At 58.6% G+C, this 26829-nt stretch carries 29 protein-coding genes and 1 pseudogene; 14 read left to right on the top strand and 16 right to left on the bottom strand.

The window, feature by feature from the left end:
• Nucleotides 1–43: 43 nt before the first annotated feature.
• Complete coding sequence (locus HU718_RS17285; protein ID WP_180700042.1) at nucleotides 44–937, bottom strand: LysR family transcriptional regulator; 894 nt, start codon at nucleotides 935–937, stop codon at nucleotides 44–46.
• Between the two features lie 110 nt (nucleotides 938–1047).
• Here HU718_RS17285 and HU718_RS17280 point away from each other — a divergent pair, with 110 nt between their 5' ends.
• The 6 genes from HU718_RS17280 to HU718_RS17255 all read left to right on the top strand — a co-directional run bounded on the left by HU718_RS17280 (nucleotide 1048) and on the right by HU718_RS17255 (nucleotide 7320).
• Nucleotides 1048–2055: a zinc-binding alcohol dehydrogenase family protein gene (locus HU718_RS17280; RefSeq protein ID WP_110719809.1), complete on the top strand. Its 1008-nt coding sequence runs from the start codon at nucleotides 1048–1050 to the stop codon at nucleotides 2053–2055.
• Nucleotides 2056–2103: 48 nt separating this feature from the next.
• Nucleotides 2104–3276, top strand: coding sequence for an L-dopachrome tautomerase-related protein (locus tag HU718_RS17275; RefSeq protein WP_186616102.1), 1173 nt, complete (start codon nucleotides 2104–2106; stop codon nucleotides 3274–3276).
• Between the two features lie 54 nt (nucleotides 3277–3330).
• Nucleotides 3331–3984 (top strand): oxygen-insensitive NAD(P)H nitroreductase, encoded by a 654-nt coding sequence (gene nfsB, locus HU718_RS17270; RefSeq protein WP_095118542.1) that lies wholly within the window; start codon nucleotides 3331–3333, stop codon nucleotides 3982–3984.
• Nucleotides 3985–4011: 27 nt separating this feature from the next.
• Nucleotides 4012–4320: a putative quinol monooxygenase gene (locus tag HU718_RS17265; RefSeq protein ID WP_186616101.1), complete on the top strand. Its 309-nt coding sequence runs from the start codon at nucleotides 4012–4014 to the stop codon at nucleotides 4318–4320.
• Nucleotides 4321–4356: 36 nt separating this feature from the next.
• Nucleotides 4357–7020: an alpha-ketoglutarate dehydrogenase gene (mdeB, locus tag HU718_RS17260; RefSeq protein WP_186616100.1), complete on the top strand. Its 2664-nt coding sequence runs from the start codon at nucleotides 4357–4359 to the stop codon at nucleotides 7018–7020.
• Between the two features lie 156 nt (nucleotides 7021–7176).
• The gene (locus tag HU718_RS17255; protein WP_202883839.1) at nucleotides 7177–7320 is read left to right on the top strand and encodes a hypothetical protein; all 144 of its coding nucleotides are present in this window, start codon (nucleotides 7177–7179) and stop codon (nucleotides 7318–7320) included.
• Between the two features lie 20 nt (nucleotides 7321–7340).
• Here the strand turns inward: HU718_RS17255 and HU718_RS17250 are convergent, their stop codons facing one another.
• The gene (locus HU718_RS17250) at nucleotides 7341–8927 is read right to left on the bottom strand and encodes an EAL domain-containing protein (protein ID WP_186616099.1); all 1587 of its coding nucleotides are present in this window, start codon (nucleotides 8925–8927) and stop codon (nucleotides 7341–7343) included.
• A gap of 270 nt (nucleotides 8928–9197) precedes the next feature.
• Between HU718_RS17250 and HU718_RS17245 the strand changes: the two genes are divergently transcribed.
• Complete coding sequence (locus tag HU718_RS17245; protein ID WP_186616098.1) at nucleotides 9198–10325, top strand: saccharopine dehydrogenase family protein; 1128 nt, start codon at nucleotides 9198–9200, stop codon at nucleotides 10323–10325.
• A 1-nt stretch (nucleotide 10326) separates the two neighbouring features.
• The gene (locus HU718_RS17240) at nucleotides 10327–10818 is read left to right on the top strand and encodes a DUF2269 family protein (RefSeq protein ID WP_186616097.1); all 492 of its coding nucleotides are present in this window, start codon (nucleotides 10327–10329) and stop codon (nucleotides 10816–10818) included.
• Here HU718_RS17240 and HU718_RS17235 read toward each other — a convergent pair.
• The 7 genes and pseudogenes from HU718_RS17235 to HU718_RS17205 all read right to left on the bottom strand — a co-directional run bounded on the left by HU718_RS17235 (nucleotide 10802) and on the right by HU718_RS17205 (nucleotide 15599).
• Nucleotides 10802–11269 (bottom strand): thiol-disulfide oxidoreductase DCC family protein, encoded by a 468-nt coding sequence (locus tag HU718_RS17235; protein ID WP_186616096.1) that lies wholly within the window; start codon nucleotides 11267–11269, stop codon nucleotides 10802–10804. The genes HU718_RS17240 and HU718_RS17235 overlap by 17 nt on opposite strands.
• A gap of 100 nt (nucleotides 11270–11369) precedes the next feature.
• Nucleotides 11370–11930: pseudogene (locus HU718_RS17230) on the bottom strand (nucleotidyltransferase family protein).
• Nucleotides 11931–12107: 177 nt separating this feature from the next.
• Nucleotides 12108–12554, bottom strand: a complete 447-nt coding sequence (locus tag HU718_RS17225) for a potassium channel family protein (RefSeq protein WP_150707915.1) — start codon at nucleotides 12552–12554, stop codon at nucleotides 12108–12110.
• Nucleotides 12548–13381 (bottom strand): DUF2955 domain-containing protein, encoded by an 834-nt coding sequence (locus HU718_RS17220; protein ID WP_225936808.1) that lies wholly within the window; start codon nucleotides 13379–13381, stop codon nucleotides 12548–12550. Before HU718_RS17220 ends, HU718_RS17225 begins: the two co-directional genes overlap by 7 nt.
• A gap of 32 nt (nucleotides 13382–13413) precedes the next feature.
• The gene (locus HU718_RS17215) at nucleotides 13414–14559 is read right to left on the bottom strand and encodes an AI-2E family transporter (protein WP_186616094.1); all 1146 of its coding nucleotides are present in this window, start codon (nucleotides 14557–14559) and stop codon (nucleotides 13414–13416) included.
• Nucleotides 14560–14758: 199 nt separating this feature from the next.
• On the bottom strand, nucleotides 14759–14950 hold the full coding sequence (locus HU718_RS17210) for a PLD nuclease N-terminal domain-containing protein (protein ID WP_016984858.1): 192 nt from the start codon (nucleotides 14948–14950) through the stop codon (nucleotides 14759–14761).
• Between the two features lie 286 nt (nucleotides 14951–15236).
• Entirely contained in the window at nucleotides 15237–15599 is a 363-nt protein-coding gene (locus HU718_RS17205) for a DUF6124 family protein (protein WP_217868227.1), read from the bottom strand.
• Nucleotides 15600–16091: 492 nt separating this feature from the next.
• Here HU718_RS17205 and HU718_RS17200 point away from each other — a divergent pair, with 492 nt between their 5' ends.
• The gene (locus tag HU718_RS17200) at nucleotides 16092–16283 is read left to right on the top strand and encodes a hypothetical protein (RefSeq protein WP_225936807.1); all 192 of its coding nucleotides are present in this window, start codon (nucleotides 16092–16094) and stop codon (nucleotides 16281–16283) included.
• A 370-nt stretch (nucleotides 16284–16653) separates the two neighbouring features.
• Here HU718_RS17200 and HU718_RS17195 read toward each other — a convergent pair whose 3' ends face one another.
• Nucleotides 16654–16872 (bottom strand): hypothetical protein, encoded by a 219-nt coding sequence (locus HU718_RS17195; protein ID WP_007916145.1) that lies wholly within the window; start codon nucleotides 16870–16872, stop codon nucleotides 16654–16656.
• 226 nt (nucleotides 16873–17098) lie between these two features.
• Nucleotides 17099–17461: a DUF6124 family protein gene (locus tag HU718_RS17190; RefSeq protein WP_186616093.1), complete on the bottom strand. Its 363-nt coding sequence runs from the start codon at nucleotides 17459–17461 to the stop codon at nucleotides 17099–17101.
• A gap of 496 nt (nucleotides 17462–17957) precedes the next feature.
• Here HU718_RS17190 and HU718_RS17185 point away from each other — a divergent pair, with 496 nt between their 5' ends.
• On the top strand, nucleotides 17958–18965 hold the full coding sequence (locus HU718_RS17185; RefSeq protein WP_186616092.1) for an NAD(P)-dependent oxidoreductase: 1008 nt from the start codon (nucleotides 17958–17960) through the stop codon (nucleotides 18963–18965).
• 68 nt (nucleotides 18966–19033) lie between these two features.
• Here HU718_RS17185 and HU718_RS17180 read toward each other — a convergent pair whose 3' ends face one another.
• Nucleotides 19034–19426, bottom strand: a complete 393-nt coding sequence (locus HU718_RS17180; RefSeq protein WP_150707918.1) for a GFA family protein — start codon at nucleotides 19424–19426, stop codon at nucleotides 19034–19036.
• 2 nt (nucleotides 19427–19428) lie between these two features.
• Nucleotides 19429–19677: a DUF6555 family protein gene (locus HU718_RS17175; RefSeq protein ID WP_016984867.1), complete on the bottom strand. Its 249-nt coding sequence runs from the start codon at nucleotides 19675–19677 to the stop codon at nucleotides 19429–19431.
• A 195-nt stretch (nucleotides 19678–19872) separates the two neighbouring features.
• On the opposite strand from HU718_RS17175, the gene HU718_RS17170 reads away from it, so the two are divergent.
• Nucleotides 19873–20307 (top strand): HhH-GDP family DNA glycosylase, encoded by a 435-nt coding sequence (locus HU718_RS17170; protein ID WP_186616091.1) that lies wholly within the window; start codon nucleotides 19873–19875, stop codon nucleotides 20305–20307.
• A 47-nt stretch (nucleotides 20308–20354) separates the two neighbouring features.
• On the opposite strand, the gene HU718_RS17165 is transcribed toward HU718_RS17170, so the two are convergent.
• On the bottom strand, nucleotides 20355–20831 hold the full coding sequence (locus HU718_RS17165) for a short chain dehydrogenase (protein ID WP_102899044.1): 477 nt from the start codon (nucleotides 20829–20831) through the stop codon (nucleotides 20355–20357).
• 282 nt (nucleotides 20832–21113) lie between these two features.
• Nucleotides 21114–22460, bottom strand: a complete 1347-nt coding sequence (locus tag HU718_RS17160; RefSeq protein ID WP_150707920.1) for a HEAT repeat domain-containing protein — start codon at nucleotides 22458–22460, stop codon at nucleotides 21114–21116.
• Nucleotides 22461–22772: 312 nt separating this feature from the next.
• On the opposite strand from HU718_RS17160, the gene HU718_RS17155 reads away from it, so the two are divergent.
• The 3 genes from HU718_RS17155 (at nucleotide 22773) to gbdR (ending at nucleotide 26159) form a co-directional block, all read left to right on the top strand.
• A complete protein-coding gene (locus HU718_RS17155; protein ID WP_186616090.1) occupies nucleotides 22773–23255 on the top strand; it encodes an HIT family protein in 483 nt (160 codons plus the stop codon).
• A 313-nt stretch (nucleotides 23256–23568) separates the two neighbouring features.
• Nucleotides 23569–24969, top strand: a complete 1401-nt coding sequence (gene gabP, locus HU718_RS17150; RefSeq protein ID WP_186616089.1) for a GABA permease — start codon at nucleotides 23569–23571, stop codon at nucleotides 24967–24969.
• Between the two features lie 89 nt (nucleotides 24970–25058).
• On the top strand, nucleotides 25059–26159 hold the full coding sequence (gbdR, locus tag HU718_RS17145) for a choline metabolism transcriptional regulator GbdR (protein WP_150707923.1): 1101 nt from the start codon (nucleotides 25059–25061) through the stop codon (nucleotides 26157–26159).
• 18 nt (nucleotides 26160–26177) lie between these two features.
• Here the strand turns inward: gbdR and HU718_RS17140 are convergent, their stop codons facing one another.
• Nucleotides 26178–26708, bottom strand: coding sequence for an ATP-binding protein (locus HU718_RS17140; RefSeq protein WP_016984874.1), 531 nt, complete (start codon nucleotides 26706–26708; stop codon nucleotides 26178–26180).
• Between the last annotated feature and the right edge of the window lie 121 nt (nucleotides 26709–26829).

The raw sequence follows: 26829 nt of genomic DNA, 5'->3' as shown, positions 1-26829 counted from the left end.
ACATCCGACGGGCGGTTCGTCAATGTGGCAAGCAACGGGGGGGCTATTGGATGCGTTCCAGAGCGGCAAACTGGCCACTCAACCACGTATAAAGCTGAGACACCGCCGGGCTGATCTGCTTGCGATGCGGGCACACCAGACTCAAGGGTGAGGCATTGCCGGGGAAATCCTTCAGCAGCACGATCAGCCGCCCTGCGATCACGTCTGCACTGACGTCCAGCCATGATTTGTTGGCGATGCCTTCGCCGCTCAACGCCCAGCGGCGCACGACGTCGGCGTCGTCGCTGAACATCGGTCCCGAGACCTGGATCGTTTCACTGCCCAGGCTCCACTTGTCGTAGACCCGGCCACCTTGCTGGTAGAGCAGGCAAGGGTGGTTGTGCAGATCGTCCGGTGTTTGCGGGTATCCGTGGCGCTCCACGTATTCCGGTGCGGCGACCAGCACCCGCCGGTTCCACGGTGCCAACGGCAGCGCCACGTAGTTGGCATCCTCATTCGAGCCGTATCGAATCGCCACGTCTACCGGGTCGCGAAACAAGTCTGCGATCTGGTCCGACAGAGAAAATCGCAAGGTCAGCTCCGGGTGCTGGCGGCGAAACAGCGTAAGCCACGGCAGCAAAATGTTGCGCCCCAGATCTGACGGCGCCGTCACTTGCAGCACACCGCGCAACGTGGCGTTTTCACCGCGCAGGTTTTCCTGGCCTTGCTTGAGCGCCTCCAGCACCGAGTGGGCGGTGGGCAAGTATTGCTCGCCCTCGGCGGTTAATCGCAGGCTGCGGGTGGTGCGCGCAAACAGGCGCACGTCGAGTTCACGCTCCAGACGCTTGATCGCCGCGGCAACCTGACCGGGCAATAAATCGGCCTCGAGGGCGGCAGCGGTGAAGCTGCCCAGCGCGGCGCTGCGGGTGAACAAACCAAGATCATCAATGCGGATCATTTTCACTCCTGCAGTGAAAGTGTTGGCCCATTCTGCTGGTTTTTCTTTGTGTCTGGGAAGTCGAAGATGGCGGCAAGTGAGCACATCAGCTCTTCAGACAGCGAGTTTCCATGAAAGCCATCACCTTCACCCAACACGCTTTGCCCATTGAAGATCCGCAATCGTTGCAGGACATCGACCTGCCGGTGCCGACTCCCGGCCCACGGGATTTGCTCGTAGAAGTTCGTGCGGTGTCGGTCAATCCGGTCGATACCAAAGTGCGCGCCGGCACTTTCACCAAAGAACCGAAAATCCTCGGCTGGGATGCCGCCGGCATCGTCCGTGAGGTCGGTGCTGAAGTGACGCTGTTTCAGCCTGGCGACGAAGTGTTCTACGCAGGCTCCCTTGCCCGCACCGGCAGTTATAGCGAATTTCACCTGGTGGACGAGCGAATCGTCGGGCACAAACCGCGTTCGTTAAGTGCAGCGGATGCGGCAGCATTGCCGTTGACGTCGATCACCGCCTGGGAATTGTTGTTCGACCGTCTCGGTGTCAGCGAAGGTTCAGGGCAGGGCAATTGCCTGTTGATCACGGGCGCAGCGGGCGGCGTCGGTTCGATGCTGGTGCAACTGGCCCGACAGTTGACGCAGCTTACCGTCATCGGCACCGCCTCGCGGCAGGAAACGGCTGACTGGGTCCGCCAGTTGGGCGCGCATCACGTCATTGATCACAGTCAGCCGCTGCTCGCACAGTTGCAGGCACTGGGCATTGACGAGGTCAGCCATGTCGCCAGCCTGACCCATACCGAGCAGCATTTTGCCCAACTGATCGAAGTGCTTCGACCACAAGGGCGTCTGGGCGTGATCGACGATCCTGAAAGCCTCGACGTGATGCCGCTCAAGCGCAAATCGCTGTCGCTGCACTGGGAGCTGATGTTCACCCGTTCGCTGTACGAAACCCCGGACATGATCGAGCAGCATCACCTGCTCAATCGCGTCAGCGATCTGATTGACCAAGGCATTTTGAAAACGACTGTCGGTGAACATTTTGGCGCGATCAACGCGGCAAACATGCGCCGTGCCCATGCCTTGGTCGAGAGCGGCAAGGCCCGAGGCAAACTGGTGCTCGAAGGTTTCTGATTTCACTCATTCAGACGGGCCTGTACGCGGGCCGGTCAGGAGCAGCTCATGCGTATGAAAAAGCTTTCTGCTGCATTGGCCATGGTCATGGCGGCGCCGTTCGCCCATGCAATCAGCGCCGTCGCGTTGCCGGCCAATGCCCCCGCCGACCGATCGTTCGGCACGCTCGAACAGGTCCATGCGTTCTATGACGCGATGCCCACCGGCGTGACCGTCACCGAAACCGGGCGAATCTTCGTCAACTTCCCGCGTTGGGGCGACAACGTGCCGTTCACCGTGGGCGAGATCCGCGACGGCAAAGTCGTGGCTTACCCGAACGCGGCGATCAACCGGGAAAACCTCAACGATCCCAGTGATGGTCTGATCAGCGTACAGAGCGTGGTGGCCGACGGGCGGGGCCGTGTCTGGTTGCTCGATACCGCCGCGCCGGGCTTCGCCGACCCAAAACCCAAGGGCGCGAAGCTGATCGCGGTGGACCTGGTCACCAACCAGATCGTCAAGCGTCTGGTGTTCCCGGACAACGTCATGTTGCCGAGCACCTACGTCAACGACATGCGTTTCGACTTTCGCACAGGCCCCGAGGGGACGGTCTATCTCACTGACTCGTCCCTGCGCGGACCGGGCGCGATCATCGTCATGGACATCGCCAGCGGCAGTGCCATGCGCCGTTTGAGCGGTGTGCCGGCAACCTCGGTCGACCCGACGTTTGTCCCGGTGGTTGAAGGCCTGCCACTCACCGTTGAAAGTCCGGACGGCAAGCGCAAACCGCTGGGCGTGGCCTCGGACGGCATCGCGCTGTCGGCGGACGGCAAGACGCTGTATTTCACACCGCTGTCGAGTCGGCACCTGTATTCGGTGGCCACCGCGTTGCTGCGTGATGCCAACTTCAGTGAACAGCAACTGACGGCTGCCGTGCAGGATCTGGGGGAGAAGGGCGCGTCCGATGGTCTGGAGGCTGACGCCGCCGGCGCCATCTATGCCGGCGATTACGAGCACAACGCGATCCGCAAACGACTGCCGGACGGCCAATGGCAAACGCTGGTCCACGACCCGCGTCTGCTCTGGCCAGACACATTGTCGATTGGCCCCGATGGCTATCTGTATTTCATCGCCAACCAGTTGCATCGCCAGGCGGCATTCCGTTCCGGGCAGGATCAGCGGCAAAAGCCTTACAGCCTGATGCGCCTGAAGATCGACGCAGCGCCGGCGCCAACGCGCTGATTTTCACGCTGCATTGAGTTCTGCGTTTTCACTTTTCAGATCAGGAGTTCAATCATGGATCTCGTTTCTCTGGCCAAGCGCCGTTTCACCACAAAAGTTTTCGATGCCGACCGCAAGATTCCCAGGCACACACTGGAGTTGCTGCTGGAACAACTGCGCAACAGCCCGTCGTCGGTCAACTCCCAGCCTTGGCATTTCGTGGTTGCCGAGAGTGATCAGAGCCGGGCGCGAATCGCCCACAGTACCCAGGGACCGTTCAGCTTCAATCAGCCAAAAATACTCAACGCGTCGCACGTCATCGTCTTTTGTACTCGCACGCATCTGCCGGAGGAATACCTGCAAGCGTTGCTGGCTCAGGAAGCCATGGACGGGCGTTTTCACAATGCCGAGGCGCGAGCAGGGCAGGAGCGTGGACGGCGCGGTTTTGTCGATCTGCATCGCTTCGATCAGAAAGACCTGCAGCACTGGATGGAAAAGCAGACCTACCTCGCGCTGGGCACATTGCTGCTGGGTGCCGCCTCGCTGGGTATCGACGCGACGCCGATGGAAGGTTTCGACAGCAAAGTCCTCGACAGTGAACTGGGCCTGCGCGAACAGGGCTTCACCAGTCTGGTCGTGGTCAGCCTGGGCTATCACAGCAGCGAAGACTTCAACGCAGGCCTGCCCAAGTCACGCTTGCCGGCCCAGTCGCTGTTTACCTTTCTCTGAATGCAACCGGTCCCTGGAGTATTGAAGATGAGCAAGTCTGCCGAAGCATTGATCTCGATTGCCGTGCTCAAGGCCAGGTCAGGCCAGGAGCAGGCCTTGAAACAAGGCTTGCTGGCGCTGGTGGAACCGACACGCGCAGAGCCGGGCAATCTCGACTATGTGTTGTTTGAACTGCGCGACCAGCGCGGCACGTTCTACATGCGCGAGGCCTTCAAGGATCAGGCGGCACTGGATGCGCATTTCGCCATGCCTTACTTCAAGCGCTTTGCCGCCGCGGCGGATGAGCTGCTGGAGGAGCCGCTGCAACTGATATTTCTTGAGCACGTCTCGAACTGATCCAGTCGTCCATTCAACCTGTCAGGGTGTTCTGCCATGAAAGATACCGCGCCACGGCCAACCCACGGAACGCCGGTTCACGAAGACATCGATGCCATTGAAACCAACGAGTGGCTGGAAGCCCTGGCAGGTGTTGCCAAAGTCGGCGGCAGACCGCGCGTGCGGTTTTTGCTGCTGCGACTGGCCGAGCAGGCCAGCCGTCTCGGCGTGCAAACGACGGCGAGTGCGTATTCGCTGTACCAGAACACCATCGCGCTCGAACAGCAGCCGGTTTATCCCGGGGATCTGGTGATGGAGGAGCGCATCACTTCGATCATTCGCTGGAACGCCCTGGCCATGGTGGCGAAAGCGAACAAGGCCTATGGCGAATTGGGCGGTCACATCGCCAGTTACGCCTCGGCGGCGGAAATTTTCGAGGTCGGCTTCAATCACTTTTTCCGTGCGGACAGCGAAGCCGGGCGGGGTGATCTGGTTTATTTCCAGGCGCACTCTGCCCCCGGGGTGTACGCGCGGGCCTTTCTTGAAGGGCGTTTGCAGGCGTCGCAACTGGAGCGTTACCGGCAAGAAGTGAAGGGCGGCGGATTGTGTTCCTATCCGCATCCCTGGCTGATGCCCGACTTCTGGCAGTTTCCCACGGGCTCAATGGGGATTGGCCCGATCAATGCGATTTACCAGGCACGGTTCCTGCGGTATTTGCAGCATCGTGGAATTGCCTCGACAGAGGGGCGGCATGTCTGGGGCGTTTTTGGTGATGGCGAGATGGACGAGCCGGAGTCCATCGCGGCGCTTTCGCTGGCAGCGCGTGAGAGTCTCGACAACGTCACCTTCGTGATCAACTGCAATCTGCAGCGTCTCGACGGACCCGTACGCGGCAACGGGCAAATCGTTCAGGAACTGGAGTCACTGTTCAGCGGCGCCGGCTGGAACGTGATCAAGGTGTTGTGGGGTTCGGACTGGGACCCATTGTTTGCCCGCGATGACGGCCATGCATTGTTACGCCACTTCGCCGGGATGGTGGATGGCGAGTACCAGAATCTGGGGGCCAATGACGGCGCGTATAACCGCAGCCATTTCTTCGACCAGGACCCGCAGTTGCAGGCGTTGGTTGCAGACATGAGCCCGGAGCAGATCGATGCGTTGCGCCGGGGCGGTCACGACTTTCGCAAGCTGCATGCCGCGTTCGAGACCGCGCGCAAGCACAAGGGCAGGCCGACCGTGGTGCTCGCCAAAACCAAGAAAGGTTTCGGCATGGGCCAGATCGGCGAGTCGCGCAACACCTCGCACCAGCAGAAAAAACTCGATATCGAGGTGCTCAAGGCCTTCCGTGATCGTTTCGCCTTGCCGCTGGACGATGAGGCCGTGGCACAAATGCGCTTCTATAAACCGGCCGACGACAGCCCCGAGCTGCGATACCTGCATCAGCAGCGACGGGCACTCGGCGGTTACCTGCCCAAGCGCAACGGTGTGGCTGCACCCATAGCAGTGCCACCGCTCGACAGCTATGGCCGTTTTGCGCTGACGGCCGATGAGCGTGAAAACTCGACGACCATGGCGGTGGTGCGACTGTTCACCCATCTGATCAAGGACAAACAATTGGGGCCGCGCATTGTGCCGATTGTCGCCGATGAAGCGCGCACATTCGGCATGGCGAATCTGTTCCGGCAGATCGGGATTTATTCATCTGTCGGCCAGTTGTACGAGCCAGAAGATGCCGGCGCGCTGCTCTATTACAAGGAATCAACCGACGGGCAACTGCTCGAAGAAGGCATCACCGAAGCCGGTGCGATTTCTTCCTGGATCGCTGCGGCCACGTCCTACAGCGTCAATGGCGAGCCGATGCTGCCGTTCTACATCTACTACTCGATGTTCGGTTTTCAGCGCATTGGCGATCTGATCTGGGCAGCAGCCGATCAGCGCGCCAGAGGCTTTTTGATCGGCGCCACATCGGGGCGCACAACGCTGGCCGGTGAAGGACTGCAGCATCAGGACGGCTCCAGTCAGTTGATGGCAGCCACTGTGCCCAATTGCCGCGCCTACGACCCGGCATTTGCCAGCGAGGCGGCGGTGATCATCGACCATGGCAGCCGGCGCATGCTTGAGCAGCAAGAGGATGAGTTCTATTACCTGACGGTAACCAACGAGAACTACGTTCAGGCCTCACTTGAACCAGACGAACACGCGGACGTGATTCGCGGCATGCGCCTCTATGCCCGCTATGGTGAGGAGGTAGCGGCGGTTCGTTTACTGGGTTCGGGAGCGATTCTGCGCGAGGTGATTGCCGCCGCGCACATGCTGGATCAAGAGTGGCAAGTCAGCAGCGAAGTGTGGAGCGTGACCAGCTTCTCCGAACTCGCCCGGGATGCCCGCGAGGTACAGCGCCAGCAAGTGTTCGGCGGCGATGTCGAGTGCCAGAGTCACCTGCTGCATTGTCTGCCCGGTCACGCGCCAGTCGTGGCAGCCAGTGATTACGTGCGCGCCTATGCACAATTGGTGGTGCCGTATTTACAGGCGCCGTGCATCTGCCTGGGCACCGACGGATTTGGACGCAGCGACACACGCGCGGAGTTGCGCAGCTTCTTTGAGGTGGATCGCTATCACATCGTTTTGGCGGCGCTTGCTTCGGTCGATCCGCAGGCACATGCCCAGGCTCGGGCGAAATACGCCATCGACGCCGATGCCGAAGCTCCTTGGAACTGCTGAGCCTACACGTCGTGTGTCGCTTCTTTCATCAACCCACATCAGAGGCAGATCCATGTCGTTCGGTACATTGGTCGAATTCGGCGTCACGCCTGTAAAAGTCGCACGCGCCCCGTTGTATGGGCTGATGCTTGCAGCCGTGCTGGCCGGGTGCGCAGCTTGCATTGGGTCGATGCGCCGTTTCTTGATCGCGACGGCACACTCTGGCTGCCCGCTGCGCAAATGGATCGCGTCGGTCTGTTCAATGACGGCACGCCGCGGGTGCAATGGCCGATGACGGTGTTTCGTTTGTCCAAACGGTAGGGTGGCAGGGAACCTTACACCTACTGGAGCACGGGCTCCTGCGCATCATGATCGATCACAACGCTCGCCTGCTCTTGATAGAACCGCTGAAACTCTTCGGCCGGCATCGGTTTGGCAAACAACCAGCCCTGACCGAAATGCACACCGTGATCGCGCAGGTAATCCAGCTGCGCCGGGGTTTCGATGCCTTCGGCGACAATCTGCAGGCGCATGCTCTTGGCCATTTCGATGATGTGGTTGATCACCGAACCGGCGTCAGGGGCCTTGTCGATGGTGTCGACGAACGACTTGTCGATCTTCAGTACATCCAGCGGCAATTGCTGCAAGTGTTGAAGGCTGGAGAAACCGGTGCCGAAATCGTCGATGGCGGCCAGATAACCCAGTGCGCGGGCTTGATTGACGGTGTTGCGGGCCGAGTCGATTTCGACAAAACCGCGTTCGGTGGCTTCCAGCCAGATTTGATGCGCACGCACGCCGGTCTGGCTCAACGCAGCTTCCAGCTTGGGCAGAAAACGGCCACTGCAAACGTCCTCGGCGGCCAGATTGATTGCCACGTGCAAATCGCGCTGTTCGACCAGCAGCGGGCCGAGATCGCGCATCACACACTCGATCACTTGATCGGTGATTGGCAGGATCAGGCCGCTGTGTTCAGCCATCGGAATGAACGCGTCGGGTCGCACCAGCCTGCCGTCCGGACGTTGCCAGCGCACCAGTGCCTCGGCGCCGATGCATGTCCCTTCGCTCAAATCCATGATCGGCTGGTAATGAACGACGAACTCACGATTGCGCACGGCTTGCTGCAGTTCGGCCAGCGGCGACAGGCATTGACGGGTGCGCCTGATGATCAGCAGCGCCAGGATGCCGGCCAGCAACCCGCCGATCGGCAGCAGCAACATCTCCATGCGGATCAGGCCTTGCAGCAGATCCCGGCGCGACAGAGCTGCGATGGCGACCCAATCGCCGCTGTGCACGAGGGTGTAGAGGTAACCGTCCTGCAGACCCGAGGTGGGGCCGGAATGCACGCGTGTCAAAAAATGTTCGGCGCCCGGGCGTGAGACGCCGACCAGATCCCCGGCAGCGGTGCCGACTGCCAGGTGCAGGTCTTCGTCCAGCATCACATGGAGAAATTGCGCGGGGTCGACCAGCACATTGAAGGCCGCGTATTGCAGCGCCATCATCGGTTTGGCAGGGACGATGCGCGACTGCACATCGAGAGATATGCGCACACCGTCGGCGGTGGTGAAGTCCTCGCGCCATGGTGTCACGTGTTGGCCGACTAAGCCCCATGAACCGCATGCGTAGATTTCTTGCTCGACATAGCCGACGGACTTCACCGTTAACGTGTTGATGGTCAGCAGGCGCATCTCATCGATGCTCTCAGGCGTGCACGGTGCCAGCTCGGACCCGGCGATGGCTTTCAGTGCTCCGGCGGCTTCATTGAACGTGCCGTTGGCGCGGCTGGAGGCCACGGCAGCAAGGGTTTCCAGACGCTGCTGAGCAGACGCCAGATTGAGCATCCAGGCGAGGTAGCCCATCAGAATCACTGGCAGCAAGACACACGGAAGCCCCAGGAGAATGCTCCCCCAGACGATGCGTTTTTTATTCATTTGTCGCCACCTTGGCCACAGGCCTGTGACGTGCGCACAGCACGGCTGATTTCAGCAAAGACAGATTACGACGGCAGCGGCTTACCGATATTGCTGCAGATCAATGTGTGTGATGGATGGATCAAGCTCCAAAACCGGAACCGCGCGTTTCTCCGCTGCGTACCCGGTAGTAGCGCAAATGGGTGGCGAGCAACGGATCTGAATGGCTTGCTGACGTTCAGCCCTATATCCTGCACGCCTGTGTGATGGAATGACTTAGGGAAGAATTGCATGCCGTTCAGGGTGATGGTGGTCGGTGGTTACGGAAATTTCGGCAGCATCGTGTGCCGGCATCTGGCGTTGATGGCGGATGTGGAGTTGGTGCTTTCGGGGCGCGATCCGCGCAAGTTGCAAAATAAACTCGATGAGCTCAACCGTCATTCAGCCAACGTCTGCGCTGGCTGGTGCGGCGACGCCATGGGCGGCGAGTTCAAATCCGCATTGAGAGCGCTGAACATTCAGTTGGTCGTCCACACCGGCGGGCCGTTTCAGGGGCAATCCTATGCCGTCGCCGAGAGCTGCATCGACGCGGGCGTGAACTACTGCGATCTGGCCGACTGCCGCACGTTCGTCAATGGCATCGACGTGCTTGATGCGCGGGCGAAACAGGCTGGCGTGGCGATCCTCAGCGGTTGCAGTTCGGTGCCGACGCTGTCGTCGGCAATCATCGATGAACAGCGCCAGCGCTTTTCCCGCATCGACTCGATCGAACACGGCATTTCCTCATCGGCGAAAATGCCGGGGCTGTCGACCATCGAAGGCGTACTCGCCTATGCCGGCAAACCGATCAAGCAACTCAAAAACGGCAAGGTGCATGAAGTATCCGGCTGGCTCGATCTGACCTTGCGCAAAATGCCGCAGATGGGTACCAGGCTGCTGGCTAACGTTGATGTCCCGGACATGGACATCTTCGCCAGCCGTTATGGCGCGCAGACCCTGAAGTTCAAGGCCGGCGCCGGGCTCAAACTCGGCGGCATCGCCAACGGCTTGCTGGCGCAGGCACTGAAAGTCGGACTTGTTCGCGACCATGCCCTGTGGGCCGGCAGACTGCATCGACTGGGCCTGCGCTTCGAGCGTTTCGGCGATGGCAAAAGCGCGATGTACATCGACGTTCAAGGCCTCGGCGTTGACGGCAAACCGCTGTCGATGACCGCGCAACTCACCGCCCTGAACGACAAAGGCCCGGAAATCCCCAGCTGCGCCGCCGTGGCCCTGGCGACAAAAATGGCTTCGGGCTACGTACCGGCCGCCGGCGCCCGACCGTGCGTGGGCGAAATCAGCGTCGCCGAATACATGGCCGCGATCAACGACCCGGCCAACCTGAGCCTAATCGTGAACTTCTCGGACGGGCAGCGCTGACATGCTCTACCTGTGCCTGAAGTACCTGCACATCATCGCCGCGATTTTTCTGTTCGGTTTCGGCATGGGCTCCTACCTCTACCTGATCGCCGCCAGCCGCACGCGCAACCCGCAAGTGATCGCCCACGTCGCGCGCATGGTCGTCGGCTTCGACACGTGGATCACCACGCCGGCCGGTTTCGTGCAGATCATCACCGGTTATCTGCTGATGCGCCTGTCGGGGCTGAGCATGAGCACCGAGTGGGTGCTGACCTCGTTGATCATCTTTTTCTGCGTCGGCTCGCTGTGGTTGCCGGTGCTGCTGTTGCAGAAACGCCTGTGCGTGATGGCGGCGAGTGCGAACGAAGTGGGCGCGGCGCTGGATGAGCAGTATCAAGCCGTGTACCGGAAATGGTTCTGGATGGGCGTGATGGGTTTTGCCGGAATGTTTGTCATCGTGCTGATGATGTCCACGAAGATGACGCCGGTGCAGTTGTTCAGCTTTCTGGTGTAGGTGCTGCGGCTTTCAGGAAGCGTTGTTCGTGATCTGGAGTGGGGAGTAGGCAAGTGTCGTATTTGCCGAACAGGCGATAGCGGTTTAGCGCGATACGGTCGTAGGCCCAGTCGCGCAGGCTGCGGGGGAAAACGCGCAGCAACTGCAACGGTTGCCAGCGGGCGGGTAATTGGCTGATGACCTCGAAGAAAGCGTCGGAACGTTCCCAGTAATGGTGGTCGCGGATGACGGCCATGGTGTCGAATTGGTCGATGGGGTGGCCGGCCCATGCCAGAAGCTCCTGACCCTCGGGCGATTGCACGGCGGCCAGACGCACGCGACGTTGGTGGTCGTGGCGGATAAGGAAACGTGCCCAGCCGTTGCAGAGTTTGCAGACGCCATCGAAGAGGACGACGGATTCGCCGGGATTGAGGAGCGGGGCGGGGGTAGGGCGGGTTTTTGAGGTGGGCATTGGGGCTGGGTTCGGGAAAGGCTGGAATGTTGCGATCATAGCCTTAGAAGTTGCTGTCTGCGAATGGCCGTACCTGGCAAGAACCGGCGAGAGTGTGAACTCACCGCTCCGTGACAAATATCAAGTCGGGCCAAGTCTCACGCCACGCTTTGGCTCGAATGCGGTCCAGAAACATGGCATGTTTTTCGATTCTGAATCGCTCTGTTGGCCGCACCACCAGCGAGAACAGATCTTCCAGCCCGAACGGCGCCAAAACCTCTATCTCATCGTGATGATCAAGTCTGACAGCGACGGCGGTTGCGGTTTCGGGCCAATAGGTCATTGCATCGGCAGCGGAGCGATAGGGAGCATCGGCGTTGCGCAAGTGCATTCGAGCCTGATTTTTTACAGACCAGTTCAATTCGCTACAGAGGCTCGATAGTGTGCCTGCCAGTGCCGAATCGGTTTGCGCACTGGCACGTGCCGGGTCGAACCAGATGATATCGATATCTGCGCGCAGCGCTGAAGACTGGCGCTGATGCAGGTGATCTCACACCAGGCTGCGCACGAAGCCGGCGCCAATCCAGCAGTCCGGCAAGTTCAGCTCGCGAGCTATGCGCAGGATTTTCATCCTTACAGGATCCTGAGTGAGCAGGGTTTTTAGCTGTGCTTCGTGCTGCATTGGGTTTTTCTCATTGCGCTTGGTCATTTGATCTTGTCAAAGGTAGCCACAATCGTGACATTCGATGAATGCTTTCGACTGTTTTTGGCCAGAAGCGGATCGTCGTGAATGTCCGCTTTCGGCCATAAGCGGATTGTCGACTTCATCAAAGAAAGCCGCGGCCTAAGCCGCAATGTTTCAACGCGAACGCTCCTGTTCGCCAATCGCGTTCTGTTTGATGATGTCCATGACGGCAGCGGTCATGATTGCCGTAGAAACACCGAACATAAGAATGCCATTAGCCGCCTCCAGCGGGCTGAGCAAGCGCCATTGCGGGCTCAGAACCACATCGCCATAGCCCAACGTGGAGAAGGTCACGCCGGAAAAATACAGCGCGCTGGTGAAGTCTTTGAACTCGCCTAGCAGCAGGAACAGCAAGGCCCACAGGGCCATTTGCACATAGTTGCCGATGAGCATCACCACCATGACCATCGACAACAAACGCACGTCATCTGTCTTGGAGTGGCACGCCTTCATCTTGCGCTGCTGCGACGCATAACGCCGCGCACACAGGGCCAGGAACACCGCCTGCAAAACCACGCAGAGCACGATCACCGGCAGACCCACGAGGAAATTGATCAGCATGTGCGATCCTCTGTAGAGGTTGGGTTAGAGGCGTTGCGACGTTGCCGGCGATTATCAAGCAGATAAACCATCGCACAGGCATACAGCGTGACCAGAATGAACAGCCCCATGCGGATCGTGAAGGCGGTATAGACATCCTTGCCGGCGGCGCTGTCCTGCACCGACTGGCCGAGCAGAATGATCATGGTCATCAGGCTGTTGAGCCAGAAATCTGGCGTGTAGCGGCCAGGGCTCAGCCCATAGAGTTTTCGGGCCAGTAGCAGCCCGAACAGCAGCATCCACAGGAAGAACATCCACAGATTGACGAACAGGCCCAGGGCGAACCAGAAGATAATCGCCAGCAGGCCGCCGAGCAGGGTTGAGCCGAGCAGTTCCCGCCCGGCAGATCGCGCGCTGGTAACGGTGCTCTGTTGGCCGAGGTTGACCGACTTCATGGTGATCGGCATGTAGCTGGCCGGATCGATCAGCGCCAACAGGAAGGCAGGCATCACCACCAGCGCGGCGCGCAACGCCAGCCAGTTGACCTCATCTGCCGACAGGGTCGGTGCGGGGGCGGGTGGTCGTGTATCGATGGGATCCGGGAACAGCCAGTGGCTGATCGACACCGCCGTGAGCGCCAGCAGCATGCCTTTGACCAACGAGACCACCACCTGCAGGGCCAGATCGAAGTCGGTGGCGCCGGCCGCGCTGATCATCGTCAAGCCGACCACCATGAAGGTCGCGACCAGCGCGCTGCAGCCTCGCATGCCATAGCGGAACACCAGAAACAGGCCCAGACGCACGCAGCCACTCAGGCCCACGGCGGCACACAGCAGTAACCGGCTCATGCGGGCAGGACATGCCTTCAAGCGCATGCGCCTCAGACCGGCGGGAGCTCGTTCGCTGACCCACGTTGCGGTGGCTCAACGCTCAATAGTTCATCCAGAACCTCGATGTGCGGCTGGTCGTCGATCCACTGCCAAAACAGTTGATAGGCGACCGCCAGCATCACCGGCCCAATGAACAGACCGATAAACCCGCCGCTGACCATACCGCCCAGCGCACCGATCAAAATCACCGGCATCGGCACGTCGACGCCGCGGCCGAGCATCAATGGCTTGAGGACGTTGTCGGACATGCCGGCGATCAGGCTGTAAATGCAAAAAACGACGGTACCGAGCGTGGTGCCGTCAGTGGCGAAGACATAGGCGATTACCGGCACCGTCACGAGGATTACCGGCAACTGCATGATCCCCATCAACAGCGCAACCATGGCGAGCAGCCCGGCACCGGGCACCCCCATAAGCACGAAGCCGACGCCCACCAGCAGCATCTGGATAAAGGCGATACCCACCACGCCCTGGGCGACCGCGCGAATGGTCGCGGTGCACAGTGTCGCAATGCGTCGGCCGCGCTCCGGGCCGGAAAGACGGGTGGCGATGGCGATGGCGCTGCGTTCGCCGTTGTCGCCGTAGGCCATCAGCACACCGGCGATGATCAGGGCACCGATAAACAACAGAAAGCCCACGCCAACTCCAGCCATCTTGCCCAGCAAGGTCAAGCCGATTGTTTTGATGTACGGCATCAACTTCATCACCACGCTGCTCATGTCGGTCGCCGACTGCAACCAGAAGGCATAGAGCCGTTCGCCAATGAGCGGCAGGGTGGCAATTTTTTCGTTGGGCAGTGGAATGGTCACGGTGTCGGACTTGAGAATTGCCAAGGAGCCTTCGACCGATTCAGTGATTGAGGTGCCCAGCAGATAAATCGGCACCATCAGCAAGGCCAGGGCGACCACGACGATCAGCGTCGCGGCGCGGCCATCTTTATTGCCCAATTTGCGCTTAAGCAGGGTGTGCAGTGGGTACAGGGTGATCGCCAGGATCACTGCCCAAAGCATCAGATTGAGGAAGGGTTCAAAGATCTGAAAGCAGAACAGCACCAGTACCGTGATCAATCCGGCGCGAATCAACACATCGAGCAAACCACCGGATAGCGCCCTTGCAGAAATGTTTGTGTTTAACATTGCCTAATCCCTTGCTATTCGTCGCGTGGAGGCAGTATAGACGCTGATTTTTCGAAGGTTGGGCGATCAGAAAACCATCCCCATGACCGCAGATTTATAACCGTCGCGGGGGATCGCTTGAGTGTTTTTTAGAGGAATACCGGAGACCTTACGCCCCCTTTCATAGCGGGGTGATCCTGCTACTGAACGTTTTGGAGGCTCATACCCGTGTTTTGCTACGAGGGCCTTTTATTGCCCAGATGATCAGGCCGATCACTGGCAGAAGCGCGACCAGCGCCACCCATAAAACTTTCTTCGGTGTTTCTGCCGAGCTTTTCACCACATTGATGATTGCCCAGATATCCAGAACGAAAATGACGAAGGCGATAAGGTCGTACAAAAAAGAGCCCATGTATGCAGTCCTGCGAGTGAAGTTACGCTTCAAGATAGGCCATAAAACGCAACGTGGTGTTGGGCCTGCGAAAAAACGGGCCGCGCTTTTTGCTTCTTCGCGCAAATGGGCAAGACAGATCCGCGCTGCTCTGTTGTGGATTGCAAATGCCGTAATTATTGGAGGGCTGAATCACCTTTGATTCCGGAGACACCTTGAGGTCTGCTTCTGGCCGAAAGCAGACGCCCAATGCAATCTTGATCCCTTTGTGACAGCAGCCACACCACCGCCACAAAGGGATCACCCCTCAATCCACCGGCACAACATTATCCAGCGCTCGATTCACCGCCAACTCCCCCAGCATCACCACTTGCGCAATCCCCAGCGCAGTTTTGCGGTGGCCTGGGTCCAGGAGGGCGGCGAAGTTGCAGAGCATTTCGGTAGCTGAGCTGAGGGACTCGCTGGCGTTGACGAGTAGGGATTCGCTGTCGTAGTCGGCGTTGGTCAGAAACATGGGCGCGTGTTTCTGGTCGCTGCCCATGATGCGTTGGGTTGGCGTGAGGTAGTAATCGAGGGCGCGTTCGGCGGCTTTGTGGAATTTCTTGGAGTTGGGGGATTCATACGGGGAGGCCGGATCTGTTTCCGGCGGGTTCGGCGTGATCTTGAACATGTTCTTCTTTTTCCTGTGGTGTGGCCGCCGCTCCGAGCTACTAAACAGGGGGTGGCAGCTGTACGCAGGTTAGTAGACCGGGGAAAAGAAGAAAGCCGGCGCGCCCGAGGGCGCCCTACGCACAGCCGCCATCGAGTGCAGGTACGTGAATACCTTTTGATGGACGCTTGTGCACTTTCATTTACCACGGGCTACTAAACCCGATCACTGGGAATCAGTGATGCGAACCAAGTTACCGGTGGCCCTTGAGGCGCACAAGCCGGCGGATTCTGGCGTAGTCGTAGGCAATGGCGCAAGACGTTGTAGCCTTAAGCAGGTAACGCGACGTGTCTTTTAAACAGCCACAAAAAACTCCTAAACACGCCTCATCAACACGCCGTTCAAACTGACATTCGTCGGTCCATCCTCCAGCTCAGCCAATGGCTTGGAACCCTCACGCCAAGGCACGCAACCAACATAAGTTGCAACCCAAAAAGACGAGGAGGGATACCTATGTCAGTTCATCCAATTCTGTTTCTGGGCGGCTCCGACGCCATCAGCCACCGTTCTGCCAAAGCCTTACGCGCCGCCCATCCCGACGTACCGTTACTGATCGGCGGCCGTGACCTGGCAAAGGCTCAGCAAGCCGCAGAAGAAATGGGCGGGGCGCAGGGCGTGGTCATTGATCCTGCTGCCGATCAGTAAAAAAGGGACAAATTTATTTTCAGAGAATAAATCTGTCCCATTTCTTCTTTTTGTTCTACGTAGTCGTATTCGACCGGTAAATCGTTGAGATGCCATGAGAGTGCAGTTCTGATGTCGGTCAGCTATGGCGCAGTCAGATAATGTCCCAAACCAAACCACCTTTAGTTCGTCACTCAGCGGATGAGAACAAGGGACGGGGATATTTCTTGAAAGATAGTACTGGGCTTTTATTGGCAGAAAAGGAATGGCGGGAATTTCAGGATTTCGGAGAATGCGGGATTTATGCGAGCCATTAAAGTGGGCGAGAGCGCTCGGCACGGAACCAAGCGCTCAGGGTAGGGCGGGGCACTTACTGCTCCGCCCTGACGTTTCAGCCTTTGTTTGCGTTTAGCTTGCGCAGTTCTTCGTAGGTCGCCGACTGGACGAACCAGAAGCCGGAAATGATGCACCAGCACAGGGTGCCGGCCACGAAGATACCCAGCGCCGGGAGGAACCCGCTGGTGAAAATCGCGACGATAGCGACCAGCCAGATGAACGCCAGGGAGAGATAGAGGACGGTGTTGTTTACGCTGATGACGAAGTCTTTCACGGGGGCATATTCCTTGCGGGATGTAGAAAAATTCCCCCTCTCCGGGGGCGAGCGCATGCTATCACATTGCCTTCATGGTTCAAGGAAGGGGAACTCATCGCCGGGTGGAATGGGGACAGATTTATTTATCAGGCAGTCCGGTCGCTTCTGGCCGAAAGCAGACGCCCAATGCAATCTTGATCCCTTTGTGACAGCAGCCACACCACCGCCACAAAGGGAATACCCCTCAATCCACCGGCACAACATTATCCAGCGCTCGATTCACCGCCAACTCCCCCAGCATCACCACTTGCGCAATCCCCAGCGCAGTCTTGCGGTGACCTGGGTCCAGGAGGGCGGCGAAGTTGCAGAGCATTTCGGTGGCTGAGCTGAGGGACTCGCTGGCGTTGACGAGCAGGGATTCGCTGTCGTAGTCGGCGTTGGCCAGAAACATGGGCGCGTGTTTCTGGTCGCTGCCCATGATGCGTTGGGTTGGCGTGAGGTAGTAATCGAGGGCGCGCTCGGCTGCGTCGTTGAGTGTTCGGGAGTCTGGGAATTTGTAGGGTGAGACTGGATCGGTTTCTGGTGGATTCGGCGTTGGTTTGAACATAGATGAAGCTCCATATGGGACTTAAGGAACCATCACCTTCGCTACCAAACGAAAGGTGGTGGCCATACGAAGGTTGGTAGACCGGCCCATATGGAAAATCCGGCGCGCCCGAGGACGCCCTGCGCATGGCCACCATAAGACAAATGCTGAAAAAGCATCTGCGCACGGTGACGTTATGCGTCATATGGAAGCGGGCTACCAAACCCCATCACTGTTTTTCAGTGACCCGGAAACGATAAAACCCGCGCCCCAGACGCACAAGCCGGCGGATTCTGGCGTAGTCGTAGGCAACGGCGCAAGACGTTGTAGCCTTAAGCAGGTAACGCGACGTGTCTTTTAAACAACCACGAAAAACTCCTAAACACGCCTCATCAACACGCTGTTCAAACTGACATTCGTCGGTCCATCCTCCAGCTCAGCCAATGGTGGGGAACCCTCACGCCAAGGCACGCACCAACACTAAGTTGCAACCCCAAAAAGACGAGGAAGGATACCTATGTCAGTTCATCCAATTCTATTCCTGGGCGGTTCCGGCGCGATTGGCCACCGTTCTGCCGAAGCGCTGCGCGCTGCCTATCCCGACGTCCCGTTGTTGATCGGCGGCCGCGACCTGGCCAAGGCGCAACAAGCTGCCGAGGAAATGGGCGGGGCGCAGGGGGTGGTCATTGACCCAACTGCCGATGACCTCGGGTTGGGCGATCGCCCGGTCAGCGCCGTGGCGGTTTTCTACATGGATCATTCCCTTGCCGGGCTGCGTTTCGCGCAGCAGCGCAAGGTGCCGCATCTGAGCATTTCTTCCGGCATTTTCGAGATTGCACCGCAAATCGCCAGTTTCATCCATCGCCCTGACGCGGCGCCCATCGTGCTGGGTTACGAATGGATGGTGGGTGCAACGACGGTGGCGGCGCTGCACCTTGCCGAGTCGTTTTCGCGGGTGCGCGATATCCGCATTGATGCGTTGGTCGACGAGGAGGACGGTGGCGGGCCGACCGTGGCCAAGGATTTCGAGCACCTGAACAAGATGCTGCCTGCCGCCCTGACTCGGCGCGAGGGCGATTACGTCTGGCGCGAAGGGGAGGACAAGAACGTCAGCTTCCGTGCGCTGGACGGTACGCCGATGCAAGCCAGCGGTTTCTCGTCCATCGACGTCACTGGTCTGGCGGCCGCCACCGATGCACCGAATGTTCAGTTCAATCTCGCCAGCGGGGTGAGTTCATCACGGCGCGCGGGCCGGCCGATGTCGACCGAAATTCTTATCGAAATGGTCGGCGAGGATCATCAAGGGCTACCGTTGCACACCCGGCATGCCCTCGTTCACCCGGCAGGCGCCGCTGCACTTACGGGGCTGAGCATCGCCATGCTGCTGGAGCGATTGCTTGGGCTCGACGGTCGAGCGCCGACGCCAGCAGGCCTGTACTTTCCTTATCAGTTGCTGGAGGCCGGTGCTTATCTGGAGCGTCTGAGCAAGGAGGGCGGTGAGTTGCTTGAGCTTAAGGTGCAATAAGGCAGGTCGCTTTCGGCAATGCCGATCTTGCTCATTGAACCGCTGGCGAGCCTTGATGCGCTCGCCAGCTAAGGCGACTGCCAAGCCCCACCATCCGCCACCGGCACCTCACCCAAATCATAAGGATTAACCCCTTCAAGACACCCGACATTGAAACCAAACTCCTGCGGGTTGGTGCTGCGTCGGTGATGGGTGTAGATGCCGCAGTTACCGCAGAAAAAATGCTCGGCCACCTGCTGGCCAAAACTGTACTTCAACAATGCGGATTTTCCTCGAATCACTTTCAGGTCAGCCGCCGGCACTGCCGCGACGATCGCGCCTCGGCGTTTGCAGAACGAGCAGTCGCAGCGATGGGGCGTGGGCAGGCCGTCGGGCAGGTGGATTTCGAGGATCACGGCGCCGCAATGACAACTCGCGCGATGGTCGCGGCGGATGGGTGTGGTGCCGATCTGTTTGAGCATGATCAAGCCTCCATCCAGTCCACCGTTGCCGTTTCGCGCCATTTCACCTCGGTGATGCCGAACCGCTCGGCCTGGGGTTTGGAGATGACTTTCAACGGTGGCTTGCCGGGTTTGGGAATGGGTGCAATGCCGGCGTCGCAACTCGCCCAATGCCATGCGTCAGCGTTGCGCATGGTCTTGGCGCGGATGACGAATGATTTTGGCTGGCCGTGCAGTTTGTATTCGATGACGAAGATGTCGACGTTGCTCATGAGTTCCTCCTTACGCTCATACGCAAATGAGTTTTGCCAACCCAAAAAATTCAAAGGATTTTCGCGGTTTGTTTCAGGCTGCTGACAAACGCTTTGCTTTGAACGGTTGGAACCGGCGGCGGCCTAAAGATCAAGCGTCTGCCAAGCACACACGCGGACGAAAATACCCCACGATTTCAGCCCCGGAGATAACCGGTGAACAAGACGATCAGCGCCGAGGATTTGAACATTCATTTCAAGCACAACGATGACGCTGCGCTGTTTAAGTGGCTGCTTGCCAGTTTCTTGATGGGCAAGCGGATACAGGCCGAAATCGCTGCCGAAGCCTATCGGGTGATCGCTGATAAACACGGGCGCGATACACCGAGCAAACTGGCTGCGTGCAGCCATCGTGAACTGGTCGCGATGCTCGGGGAGGCGCATTACGTGCGTTATGACGAGACCACCGCCGTACGTCTTCACGCCTTGGCCCGCAAGCTAAACGATGAATACGCGGGCAAGGTCAGCCATATGGTCGAGGCCAGCGCCGATCGTCAGGCCTTTGAAAAGCGCCTCGCAGAATTCGACGGCATCGGTCCGAAAACCGTGGAAATATTCATGCGCGAAGCAGGCTCTGCGATCAGCCTTTGAGCGCGGGCCGTGACAAAGCAGCGGCCACTACCCGCGTCGTGCGAAGGCTACCTGACTCGACGACCAGAACGATTGATTGCCAGCAGGCACAGCCCGACCAGCAATGCAGCGCCTGCAACCAGAAGCGCCGAAGGTTGCATCGGCTGGCGCAAGCCTGCTGCTGCATGTCGCCGCGATATCGCCAGTGGTCGGGTTGCAATGCTCGCTTCGTCAAACGTCTGGAGTGGCGTAACGACTTCTGCCTGAAACGGCATTTCCTCGATGCTCAGGCGCAAACCATCTGCCAGTTCCAGCGTTCGCCCGGTGATCGTGCCAACGAGTCTGTCTGGATAAACCGGTTCGCCATTGGGATCGAGTTGGTCATACAAGAAATTCTGCCCTTCGAGCCAGCCTACGGCCGTCTGCAACTCGGGACCCAGGTAATACTTGCCGTCGAGGAAAAATCCAGGAAATTGCGGCGCACGCTCGACGCTTTCTATGCGATATCGCTCACCCGCTCTCATACCGGTTTCAGGGGCAATCATGGTCAATCCCTCCGCTGTAGGTTCAGCGGTAGAGAACAAGGATCGACTGTCGTTCCATGTAAAGGAGGAAAGGTAGGCGTTGTCCCGAAATGAACCGGTAACGGTGAAAACAACTTGGCCCGATGAAGACCGGACGAAGCAGCAGCGCCACAGGTTCATCGGGTGCCAGGGGCTTTTCTATGTACGTCAGGCCCGAGGTGGCGTTTGAGGAACGGCACCAAACGCTATCACTGGTCTATGACCGGCGGATCATCTTGAGTCCTGTCTGTTGAGGCTGCGGGGTCATGAAAAGCGAGCACCCGAGCGGATCAGCCCCTTTGCCGTCAACTCCCGAAGCTTTTCCCGCATTGCTTCGCGCTCGGCCTTGGGCGTTACCGGATCGACAGCCAGATACTGCCTGTCGCACCACCCTTCGATTTGACCTATCCAGTAGGTTTGCCCCGCATGCCCTGTATCGAGGCGACCTAACAAGTAGCCGATTTGTTGCCAGGTCGGGAGCAGTTGGAAAATGGCGTTGCGACGCGTCAGCGGGAGTTCATGCCAGTCTTGGTCAAGTTTGGCTGTCATTCCGCGGATCAACAAAGACCAGGCAACTTTGTCCAGTTGCGCAATCACCACCGAAAAAACTTTATCCGACGGATCATCAAGCGCCGCGAACAGTTCAGGCAATTGATCAGCGCGAAGCAGGCGCGCTGCGGCCTGTCGCACAGTGACAAAGGCCGAGCGCAGTGCGGCTGTATGCCAGTGTTCTGGCAACGTGTCATTGAGTTCAGTGGTCAGGCCGATCACGCCCAGCCAGTGTTGTTTTGCCGTGGGCAAAGGCTGGCTCAGGCGCTCGGTGAGGACGGCATGCGCATCAACGTCATTACGCGGTGCGGCCCACAGCGCCAGATTGCGGACGGCTGGTGACACATCCAGCAAGGCTTCGCGCAGAACCGGTTTCGGATCGGCAAGTAGTGGCAGCAGCGCATACAGCACGCGCACACGGATTTTGCCGCCGGGGCGCGACATCGCATCGAGGAGCAACGGCAGACTTTGTGCCGCCGGCAACATCGCACTCGCCGGCACCGCCATCAAGCGTACGGTCAATTCACGATGAGCCAAAGCGCTGCGGAGCAGGGCTTCGCGATCTTCAGGGTTTTCCAGCAAAAGCGTAAACAGGTAGCGCGCGGCTTTGCCCTGGCGATTCAAGAGGTCGGCGTACACCTCATCCCGGCATTCCGCCGATTGCAGCATTTTGCGTACCGTCGACAGCGTCTGACTGTGGTCGACCCGGCGTTGCGCTGCCAATGCCATCACCGGTTCAAGAGCGGACAACCAGGCCTGTGTATGAGCAGGCGAGAAGTAGCGTTGCAGGCCCGCCGCCGCCAAATCGCGCACCTGCGTGACCCAATCGTTCAGGCGTTCGATCAACACCGCTAATGCTTCGGGGGACGGCTGTCTGCACAGTTCTCGCACCGCAACCTCTCGAACAAAACCGTTGGAGTGATTGCTCACGTCGGCCCATGTGCCGGTATTGCCGAGGCGAGTGAGGATCTCCAGCGCCTCGTTGCGCCGATAATCTTCATAGGTGGAAGACTGTCCTTGCTTTTGTGCCAACCGAGCCAGCCAGTCTTGAGTGGTGTTCATGGGGCAGTCCTGTGCGTCCTTGCGGGGGTGATTTTTTGCGCAAAAGCGCCAGCCTACGCGACTTGCGCCGGAGGGCAAAAAAATCCTTGTTTTTCTGAAGACCTCAACTCGGTCAGGAGCGACTTGATTTTTTTAAAGCTCTTCAAACGTTGCCTTATGAGTGATGACTATTGTTGCCCATGGTGGGCGGAGCCGAACGCGCCGCGTCGGGCGCGGATGATGTTTACATTGCCGGGGGATCGGGATCTGCGCAGGCATCGTGACGAGTCCTTTGTTACTCTTTGGCCTCAATTGCTTCAGGACCTCCGGCACATGGAAATTGCCCCGAATTTCATCATTCATGAAACCGAACACTGGATCATCAATCACCATCTGGCGAACACGCTTCCCGGCTATCTGATGCTGGGGACGAAGGTCGAAACCACATCGCTGGCCGAGTTGTCATCCGATGCCTTGAGCGAGTTGGGCGGTCTGCTTGCCAAAACCCAGCAAGTCATCGAGCGACAACTCACGCCAAAACACCTCTACATCGGTCGCTACGGGCATCAGCCGGGTTTACCGATCCACTTCCATTTCATTCCGGTTTATCACTGGGTCGAAGCGCTGTTCTGGCAGGACACGCGATATCGGCTCCTCGATACGTTTGCCCACGTTGAATGCGCTGCGTCAGCGACTGACGGTGCAGAGCTGACGTTGTTCGTCTGGCGGGAGTTTGGGGAAAACCCGATACCACCGCAGGCGCAAGGCCCTTCCATTGAAGAAGTGATCAAACATCTGCGTATTGCGTTTGGCTGATTGTTGGAACAAGGCACAACGAACCCGCAAACTATTCTGCGACTTCTCGCTGACTGCTTGGTGCCGATCTCGACCGTTCGGTCTTTGCATGTCGATATCAGACACAATCATGGCGCAATCAGGCTATTGAGTCGTCCGGCAGGCCGGGTAAGGTGACGTGTCTTCACATCAAAATAACCCCATTCAGATCATGGGGTTGATAAGAACTGCGGCGGTTGAACGGGCTTCTTTCGGGAGGTTCAGCAGGCAACGAGCGTACTCGTTTGCCCGGTCAACTTGCTTAAATGTCGATCAGCAGAGAATAAAAAAACCAATGATCAGCCCGAACTCAACGGATTCGAGTAGCCAATTGGCGCAGGGCTTCAAGCCTCGTCACGTCACTATGTTGTCCATCGCCGGGATTATCGGCGCCGGTTTGTTCGTAGGTTCGGGGCATGCCATTGCGGCGGCGGGGCCGGCGGTTCTTCTGGCCTATCTGTTTTCCGGTTTGCTGGTGGTGCTGGTCATGCGCATGCTCGGCGAAATGGCGGTGGCTAACCCCGACACTGGCTCGTTCTCGACCTATGCCGACCATGCCATCGGGCGCTGGGCGGGGTTCACTATCGGTTGGCTCTACTGGTGGTTCTGGGTGCTGGTGATTCCTATCGAAGCGCTCGCCGCCGGGCATGTACTCAACCAATGGTTTCCGCAGGTTGATGCATGGCTGTTCGCGTTGGGCTCGATCATTGCGCTGGTGGTGACCAACCTGTTCAGCGTGTCCAAGTACGGCGAATTCGAGTTCTGGTTCGCCATGGCCAAGGTCGTGGCGATCATTGGTTTTATCGGCGTTGGTTTTGCCGTGTTGATGGGCTGTATTCCCGACAGAGAAGTCAGCGGTTTGAGTGGGCTGATGGCCGAGCACGGTGGGTTTGCACCCAACGGCTTGTCAGCGGTGGTCGGCGCTTTCATCACCATCATGTTCAGCTTTATCGGTACCGAAGCGGTGACCATCGCCGCCGCCGAATCGAATGACCCGTCGCGAAACATAGCCAAAGCCACGCGTTCGGTAATCTGGCGTATCGGCGTGTTTTACCTGCTGTCGATTTTCGTGGTCATCTCTGTGGTGCCTTGGAATGATCCGTTGCTGGCCTCGGTAGGTTCCTATCAGCGGGCCCTGGAAATCATGAACATTCCCCATGCCAAGTTTATGGTCGACATCGTCGTACTGATCGCCGTAGCCAGTTGCATGAACTCCTCGATCTACATTGCCTCGCGCATGTTGTTTTCGTTGGGTCGTCGTGGCGACGCGCCGAAGATGCTGAAGGCGACGTCCTCGGAAGGTGTTCCGCGCGCAGCGGTCATCGCCAGCACCGTGATCGGTGCGTCAATCACCGTGTGGAGCTATTTCATGCCCGCCGGACTGTTTCAATTCCTGCTGGCCAGCTCCGGGGCGATTGCCTTGCTGGTCTACCTCGCCATTGCCGTGTCGCAGTTGCGCATGCGGCGGATTTTGCAACAGCGCAACGTCGAACTGACCTTTCGCATGTGGCTGTTTCCCTGGCTGACGTGGCTGGTGATTGTGTTCATCTGCGCAGCGTTGGCGGTGATGATGATTACCCCGGAACACCGCACCGAAGTCACCACAACCATCGGCTTGGCGCTGGCGATTTCCTTTATCGGCCTGGTGACGTCGCGTCATCCTGCGCCGGCGGCGAGGGTCACGTCGGTGGGGTAAGGCTTTGGCGCCGAACCTGATACTCCCTTGGCGAAGGCCGAGGGATATGACCGACGCCTGCATCTCAGGCCGATCTTTATGAGGACATGATGTCATCGACCCCCACCGCGGCCGACGGTAAGACACAAACCGTTGGTTTTCTGCTGCTGGACAAATTCACCCTGATGTCGCTGGCGTCCGCCGTCGAGCCATTGCGCATGGCCAATCAACTGACGGGGCGAACGCTGTATCGCTGGCATACCTTCAGCCCCAATGGCGCGGCGGTCTGGGCCAGCGATGGCGTGCCGATCACGCCGGATGGAGCGTGGAGCAATCCCGCTGTGGCGGACACGGTCATCGTCTGCGGTGGCGTCGGCATCCAGAGTTCGATTACCCGCGAGCACACGACTTGGTTGCAAGCCTTGGCGCGTCAATCGAAGCGCTTGGGCGGGGTGTGCACCGGTAGCTGGGCGCTGGCCAAAGCCGGGTTGCTCGACGGCTACGAGTGCAGCGTGCATTGGGAATTTCTGGCAGCCATGCAGGAAGCTTTCCCGCGCGTCAGTGTCAGCACCAGCCTGTTTACCCTCGATCGCAACCGTTTCACCAGCTCCGGCGGAACCGCGCCGCTGGACATGATGCTGCACCTGATTGCGCGCGATCATGGTCGTGAGCTATCCAACGCCATCTCCGAGATGTTCGTCTACGAACGCATCCGCACCGAGCAGGACCATCAGCGAGTGCCGCTCAAACATGTGGTCGGCACGCATCAGCCCAAGCTGCAAGAAGTTGTTGCTTTGATGGAGGCCAATCTCGAAGAGCCGATCGACCTGGATAACCTGGCTGAATACGTCGATTTGTCACGTCGGCAACTGGAGCGGCTATTTCAGAAATACCTGCAATGCACGCCGTCGCGCTACTACTTGAAGTTGCGGCTTATTCGCGCGCGACAGCTGCTCAAGCAAACCTCCTTGTCGATCGTTGAGCTGGCGTATGTTTGCGGTTTCGTCTCCACCCCGCATTTCTCCAAATGCTATCGCGAGCACTTTGGCGTGCCGCCGAGCGACGAGCGATCCGGTTCTGAGATGAGCCGTAAACCGGTAACGCAGCCGTCAATGATCAAGCCGCTGACGACGTTTGATCAGGCACGCAACGAATCGACGTTTGCCAGCGTTCGGATGGTGGAGGGTGGCGATCTAGTGTCTACGGGCTGATCGTTCTGGTTCCCGCGATCACGACAAAGCCTGAATGACATCCGCAGCCATTTTTTCAGTACTTCTCATGCCGTCAACTCGCAACACCGGGGCTGTTTGCGCTGATAACCACGACTCGTGCCACGCTCGATTGCGTCCTGAAAAGTCTGGATTGTCGTATTGCGAGGCCCATTCTCGAAAGGCCACATGTATTTCATGCATATCACCACCGGGCGCAATCCGATCTCCAAAGCGGCGCCTTTCCCGTACTGCCAGCCGCTCAAGGCGAACAGGCGTAGGTGTGACAACGAACACAATCAGATCGGCATGGGCAATCAGCGCATCTCCCCAATTGATACACGAGCCGGTCAACACCCAATCGTCGTCGCCGAGTTCTCGCTGCATCAATGAAACGCGTTCATCGGGTAGTCGTTTAGTCGTGAACGGAGGATTGGTGGGCAGCCAGTAATAATCATCGACATCGACGTGTTGCAGGTCGAGCAAAAGGGCGAGGTTCTGCCCCAATGTCGTCACGCCCGCACACGAAGCGCCTGTAATGTAGATCCGCAATTTTCCTCCTTGAACAAGAGCCTGTTTCGGTTCGGCAAGGTATCAAGACAGCTCCCCGGGTGTAAGTACCGCCCATTCAGGGCGCACGGTTTATCAGTGCAGATTCCGCATCCGTATAGTT

It is taken from the genome of Pseudomonas tensinigenes (assembly GCF_014268445.2).
Taxonomy (GTDB): Bacteria; Pseudomonadota; Gammaproteobacteria; order Pseudomonadales; family Pseudomonadaceae; genus Aquipseudomonas; species Aquipseudomonas tensinigenes.
Note: the sequence above shows the minus strand (reverse complement) of the source record. Positions and strands in the feature narration are given on the sequence as shown.

Coding starts and splice junctions, on each gene's coding strand:
- HU718_RS17285 (WP_180700042.1), bottom strand. CDS start 937: ATGATCCGCATTGATGATCTTGGTTTGTTCACCCGCAGCGCCGCGCTG.
- HU718_RS17280 (WP_110719809.1), top strand. CDS start 1,048: ATGAAAGCCATCACCTTCACCCAACACGCTTTGCCCATTGAAGATCCG.
- HU718_RS17275 (WP_186616102.1), top strand. CDS start 2,104: ATGCGTATGAAAAAGCTTTCTGCTGCATTGGCCATGGTCATGGCGGCG.
- nfsB (WP_095118542.1), top strand. CDS start 3,331: ATGGATCTCGTTTCTCTGGCCAAGCGCCGTTTCACCACAAAAGTTTTC.
- HU718_RS17265 (WP_186616101.1), top strand. CDS start 4,012: ATGAGCAAGTCTGCCGAAGCATTGATCTCGATTGCCGTGCTCAAGGCC.
- mdeB (WP_186616100.1), top strand. CDS start 4,357: ATGAAAGATACCGCGCCACGGCCAACCCACGGAACGCCGGTTCACGAA.
- HU718_RS17250 (WP_186616099.1), bottom strand. CDS start 8,927: ATGAATAAAAAACGCATCGTCTGGGGGAGCATTCTCCTGGGGCTTCCG.
- HU718_RS17245 (WP_186616098.1), top strand. CDS start 9,198: ATGCCGTTCAGGGTGATGGTGGTCGGTGGTTACGGAAATTTCGGCAGC.
- HU718_RS17240 (WP_186616097.1), top strand. CDS start 10,327: ATGCTCTACCTGTGCCTGAAGTACCTGCACATCATCGCCGCGATTTTT.
- HU718_RS17235 (WP_186616096.1), bottom strand. CDS start 11,269: ATGCCCACCTCAAAAACCCGCCCTACCCCCGCCCCGCTCCTCAATCCC.
- HU718_RS17225 (WP_150707915.1), bottom strand. CDS start 12,554: ATGCTGATCAATTTCCTCGTGGGTCTGCCGGTGATCGTGCTCTGCGTG.
- HU718_RS17220 (WP_225936808.1), bottom strand. CDS start 13,381: ATGAGCCGGTTACTGCTGTGTGCCGCCGTGGGCCTGAGTGGCTGCGTG.
- HU718_RS17215 (WP_186616094.1), bottom strand. CDS start 14,559: ATGTTAAACACAAACATTTCTGCAAGGGCGCTATCCGGTGGTTTGCTC.
- HU718_RS17210 (WP_016984858.1), bottom strand. CDS start 14,950: ATGGGCTCTTTTTTGTACGACCTTATCGCCTTCGTCATTTTCGTTCTG.
- HU718_RS17205 (WP_217868227.1), bottom strand. CDS start 15,599: ATGTTCAAGATCACGCCGAACCCGCCGGAAACAGATCCGGCCTCCCCG.
- HU718_RS17200 (WP_225936807.1), top strand. CDS start 16,092: ATGTCAGTTCATCCAATTCTGTTTCTGGGCGGCTCCGACGCCATCAGC.
- HU718_RS17190 (WP_186616093.1), bottom strand. CDS start 17,461: ATGTTCAAACCAACGCCGAATCCACCAGAAACCGATCCAGTCTCACCC.
- HU718_RS17185 (WP_186616092.1), top strand. CDS start 17,958: ATGTCAGTTCATCCAATTCTATTCCTGGGCGGTTCCGGCGCGATTGGC.
- HU718_RS17180 (WP_150707918.1), bottom strand. CDS start 19,426: ATGCTCAAACAGATCGGCACCACACCCATCCGCCGCGACCATCGCGCG.
- HU718_RS17175 (WP_016984867.1), bottom strand. CDS start 19,677: ATGAGCAACGTCGACATCTTCGTCATCGAATACAAACTGCACGGCCAG.
- HU718_RS17165 (WP_102899044.1), bottom strand. CDS start 20,831: ATGATTGCCCCTGAAACCGGTATGAGAGCGGGTGAGCGATATCGCATA.
- HU718_RS17160 (WP_150707920.1), bottom strand. CDS start 22,460: ATGAACACCACTCAAGACTGGCTGGCTCGGTTGGCACAAAAGCAAGGA.
- HU718_RS17155 (WP_186616090.1), top strand. CDS start 22,773: ATGGAAATTGCCCCGAATTTCATCATTCATGAAACCGAACACTGGATC.
- gabP (WP_186616089.1), top strand. CDS start 23,569: ATGATCAGCCCGAACTCAACGGATTCGAGTAGCCAATTGGCGCAGGGC.
- gbdR (WP_150707923.1), top strand. CDS start 25,059: ATGTCATCGACCCCCACCGCGGCCGACGGTAAGACACAAACCGTTGGT.